Below are 4,981 nucleotides of genomic sequence, written 5' to 3' on the forward strand. Positions count from 1 at the left end.
ACCTGCGCGCGGCCGGGGCGAGCATCGCGGTCGAGGCCGCGGACGTCACCGACGCCGAGGCGTTGTCGCGCGCCGTGGCCGCGCTGCGCGGCAGGCTGGGTCCGATCACCGACCTGATCCATGCCGCGGGCGTCGTCGACGATGCGCCGATGCTGGCCAAGTCCACCGCCGGGATCGAGGACGTGCTGGCCCCCAAGGTCCACGGCACGCGCAACCTGGCGATGGTGCTGGCGGCGCATCCGGTCCAGCGCACCGTGCTGTTCTCGTCGACCTCGACCGAGATCGCGGCTGCGGGACAGGTCGACTATGTCGCCGCCAACGAATATCTGAACGCCGTCGCGGGAGCCGGGATCGCGGCCTTTGGCCAGGTGGTGTCGCTGAACTGGGGGGTCTGGGCCGATATCGGCATGGCCGCCGACGCGCTGACGGGGCGCCGCGACGACCCCGCGCCGATGCCCGTCGATCAGCCCCTGCTGTCCACGCATGCGCGCCAGGGTGCGGTCGACCGCTTCGGCGGCAGGCTGTCGGCCTCTGACTGGATCATCGCCGAACACCGGACCCGCGACGGCGTGGCGCTGCTGCCCGGCACGGGGACCATCGAACTGGCGGCGCAGGCGCTGCAGGCGGCGGGTCGGCATGCACCTTGGGCCTTGCGCGACCTGACCTTCCTGGACCCGCTGACGGTCGAGGATGGCGGCACCCGCGATTTCCGCGTGACGCTGACCCAGGGACAGGAGACCACCGGCTTCCTGGTCGAGGCCGATTTCGGCCAGGGGCCCGTCGCCGTGGCCGAGGGCGCTATCACCGCCGCCGAACCTGCACGCGCACCGCTGGACATTCTGGCGCTGACGGCGGGCATGCGGGTCGACCGTGCGCCCGTGGGCCATGCCCTGGAATCCGCGCAGGAGGGTCAGATGGCCTTTGGTCCGCGGTGGCGCGTCCTGCAGGCGACCTGGATGGGCGACGGCCAGGGCTTGGCGCAGCTGCGCCTGCCCGATGCCGCCCTGGCCGATCTGGACCGTGGGTTCATCCTGCACCCGGCGCTGATGGATATTGCGACGGGCTGGGCGATGGACCTGATCCCCGGCTATGACCGGGCGCAGCTGTGGGTGCCGCTGTCCTATCGGGCGCTGACCATGCATGCGCCCCTGCCGGCCGCCGTCACCAGCCTTGTCAGGCTGGCCAACGCATCCGACGGCTATGCCAGCTTCGACGTGACGCTGACCGATGCGCAGGGCCGCGTTCTGGTCGAGGTCGAGGGGTTGACCCTGCGCCGCCTGGACGCCGCCCCCGCGGTGCGCCTGGCCGCGCGCGGTCCCGAGATGGCGCAGCCCACCCGCCCCGGACAAGAGCGTCTGGCGCGCATGGTCGCGCAGGGCATTCCCCCCGGCCGCGGGCCCGCGCTTCTGGAACAGGCGCTGCAGGCCGGGCTGCCGCAGATCGCCATCTCCAGCATGGACCTGCCGCAACTGATCGCGCAGGAGACCCGCAGCAGCCGCGCCCGCGCCGCCGGCGCCAGCACCAGCTTCGATCGTCCGGACCTGGACAGCGACTATGTCGAACCGCGAACCGATCTGGAACGCAGCATCGCGGGGTTCTTCCGCGACCTGCTGGGCGTGCAGCAGGTGGGCGTCGATGACGGGTTCTTCGACCTTGGCGGCCATTCGCTGATCGCGGTGCGGCTGTTCGCGATGATCCGCAAGGCCTATGCGATCGACCTGCCGCTGGCGACGCTGTTCGAGGCCCCGAACGTCGCGGCCCTGGCCGCCCTGATCGAGGCGCGGATCGGTCCGCGCCCCGACAGCAGCCCCGGTCAGGTCGTGCCGCTGGCACAGGCGCAGACCGCCAGCTTCACCCATCTGGTGCCGATGAGCCAGGGCGCCGCGGGCGGGGGGACCCCGCTGTTCATCGTCGCGGGCATGTTCGGCAACGTGCTGAACCTGCGCGCGCTGGCGCAGCGCCTGTCACCCGACCGTCCGGTCTGGGGCCTGCAAGCGCGCGGCCTGTTCGGCGATGCCGCCCCGCATGCGACCTTGGCCGAGGCCGCAACCAGCTGCATCGAGGAGATCCGCCAGATCCAGCCGCAGGGCCCCTATCTGGTCGCGGGCTTTTCCGGCGGCGGCCTGACCGCGCTGGAGATCGCGCGTCAGCTGCAGGCCGACGGAGAGAGCGTGGCGCGCCTGGTCATGCTGGACACGCCCGTGCCCATGCGCCCGACCCTGACGCGCAAGGACCGCCTGATGATCCGGGCCGCCGAGATCCGCCGCGAGGGGCCGGGCTTCCTGTCGCGTTGGCTGCGGGAACGGCTGGCCTACGAACGGTCGCGTCGCCAGCAGCTGCCGCAGGCGGATTCCGCGGGCTTCCACAACGCCGCCATCCATGCCGCCTTCCTAGGCGCGCTGCCGCAGTTCGAGATGCGGGTCTGGGATGGTCCGGTGACCCTGTACCGGCCGCGGCTGGACCGGCAGTTCAAGGTGTCGGGCGGAATGCATGTCAGCACCGCGCGCGAATACGTCTTCGAGGACAACCTGTGGTCGCCCTGGATGCCGGAGCTGACCGTCGTCGAGGTACCCGGGGACCACGATTCGATGGTGCTGGAGCCCTGCGTCAGGGTGCTGGCCGACCGGATGCGCAAGGATCTGGCAGAGGGCGACAAGGCTGACCTCCGGAGGGCCGCGGAATGAGCGTGGGCGCCGTGCATGTGATCATCCTGAACTGGCGCAGCGCGCAGATGTCTCTGCGCTCGGCCGAGGCCGCCGTCATCGCGATGGAGGGGATCGAGGGCGTCATCTCGGTGATCGACAACGATTCCGGCGATGGCAGCTTCGAGGAGATGAGCCGGGAGGCCGCCGACCGCGGCTGGACCGCAGGCGGCCGCCTGCGGGTGCTGCAGTCGGGCCATAACGGCGGCTTCGGTGCGGGCAACAATGCCGCGCTGCGCGTGCCGACGGATCGACCCTGCGATCTGGTGCTGATCGTGAACTCGGATGCATTCCTGGAACCCGACACGATCGCGCGGATGCGGGCGCACATGCTGGCGCATCCGGCCATCGGCCTGCTGGGGTGCCGGGTCGTGGGCGAGCACGGCAACCACCACACCACGCATTTCCGCTTCCCGACCGCCGCCAGCGAGCTGGAGGACGCGGCCCGCACCGGGCCGATCTCACGCCTGCTGGCGCGCCATGTCGTCACCATGCCGATGCCGCCCGTCGCCGCGCCGGTGGACTGGGCCGCCGGTGCGGCGCTGATGATCCGCCGCGACGTCCTGGACGCGATCGGCGGCTTTGACGAGGCATATTTCCTCTATTTCGAGGAAACCGACCTGTGCCTGCGCGCCGCAAAGGCGGGCTGGCCCACGCATTACCTGCCGGATGCCCGCGTGATGCATATCGGGTCGGTCAGCACGGGCATGCGGGAATGGACCCTGCCGCCCGATTACTGGTTCGCCTCGCGCGAGCATTACTTCCGCAAGAACCACGGCCGCGCCTATGCCGTCGCGGCGGTGCTGGCCCATCTGGCCGGCCTGACCGTGCGGCGCCTGCGCGCGATCCGCCGCGAAGACCAGACCATGCCCAAGGGGCAGGCGCGCGCGCTGATCCGCCACGCGCTGGCTCCAAGCCGACCCCGACAGATTTTCCGACCCGGAGACAGACCGTGACCCAGCTTGATTTCGCATTGATCGGCAACGCCTCGCTTGCGCTGGAGGCGGCGCGGATCCTGACCGGGCGCGGCCATGTCCTGCGCTCGTTCACGGTCGAGGATCCGGCCCTGGCTGCGGCGGCGCGGGCGCAGGGCCTGCCGGTGGGTCCTGTGGCGGAATGCGATTATATCCTCAGCGTGGCGAACCTGACCGTCATTCCGGCGCAGACGCTGGCACTGGCGCGGCGGGGGGCGGTCAATTTCCATGACGGTCCGCTGCCCGAACGGGCCGGGCTGAACGCCCCGATCTGGGCGCTGCTGGAGGGGGCGCAAAGCCACGCGATCACTTGGCACCGCATCAGCGGCGGCGTGGACGAAGGTCCGGTCCTGCTGCGCGTGCCGGTCCAGATCGCACCCGATGACACCGCCCTGACCCTGAACGCCCGCTGCTGGGAAGCAGCGCTGAGCAGCCTGCCCCAGCTGATCGACATGCTGGAACGGGGCGACGATCAGGGCTCGGCTCAGCCCCATGCGCCGGTGAAACGCCACATGCGGATCGACCGCCCTGCGCATGCGGCGACGCTGGACCCGGCGCAGGATGCCGACAGCCAGGCGCGGCTGGTCCGTGCGCTGGACCACGGCCCCTACTGGAACCCGATGCTGCGCCCGCGCCTGCGGACCGGTCGTGGCATCCTGCTGGTGGGCGGGGCGGAACCCGCGCAGGGCAACCCGTCGGCCCAGCCCGGACAGGTGCTGGAGGTCCGCGACCACGATATTCTGGTCGCCATGGCACAGGGCGGCGCGCTGCGCCTGTCGGGCCTGCACGGCACGGACGGGCAGGCCGTGGCGCATGGGCTGTCCGTGGGCGACCGGCTGCCGACCGGCCCCGCCGATCCGGCCCTGGATGCGGCCATCCGCGACGCCGCCCGGGACGAGCCGTTCTGGCGCAAGCGCATGGCGCGTCTTGCCCCTGTGGTCGTTCCCGAAGCCGCGCTGTCGGACGCGCCCGCGGAATGGCAGGCCGACGGCCTGACGCTGCCCCGCCCGCTTCCCGCCGCGGCGGTCCTGGCCGCGCTGGTGGGCGCGCTGGTCCGGATGACGGGATCGTCGGCCTTCGACATCGGGCTGGCGCCGCATCTGCCGGACGGCGTGCGCGACCACATGCTGGGGTTCCGCCCGCTGCCCGTCGATGCCGATGGCGAGACGCTGCAGGCGCTGGCCGCAGCCCTTGACCGCGATCGCCGCGCGCTGCTGGACCGGGCGCCGGTGCTGGCCGACCTGATCGCCCGCGCGCCGGAACTGGGGCGTCCGGGGACACCCGGCCTGATCCTGGCCGCGGGAC

General features: G+C 71.7%; 3 protein-coding genes. All 3 read left to right on the forward strand.

What is annotated here, in order from left to right:
- On the forward strand, positions 1-2,684 hold a 2,684-nt coding region (locus tag FHD68_RS17615; protein WP_139086410.1), incomplete at its 5' end, for a KR domain-containing protein.
- Positions 2,681-3,658 carry a glycosyltransferase family 2 protein gene (locus FHD68_RS17620; protein WP_127899507.1) on the forward strand — a complete coding sequence of 326 codons (978 nt, stop codon included), beginning with the start codon at positions 2,681-2,683 and terminating at the stop codon, positions 3,656-3,658. The genes FHD68_RS17615 and FHD68_RS17620, both read left to right, overlap by 4 nt.
- A partial coding sequence (locus FHD68_RS17625) for a formyltransferase family protein (RefSeq protein ID WP_280115183.1) occupies positions 3,655-4,981 on the forward strand: 1,327 nt, incomplete at its 3' end. The genes FHD68_RS17620 and FHD68_RS17625, both read left to right, overlap by 4 nt.

The organism is Paracoccus marcusii (assembly GCF_006151785.1).
Taxonomy (GTDB): domain Bacteria; phylum Pseudomonadota; class Alphaproteobacteria; order Rhodobacterales; family Rhodobacteraceae; genus Paracoccus; species Paracoccus marcusii.

Coding starts and splice junctions, on each gene's coding strand:
- FHD68_RS17620 (WP_127899507.1), top strand. CDS start 2,681: ATGAGCGTGGGCGCCGTGCATGTGATCATCCTGAACTGGCGCAGCGCG.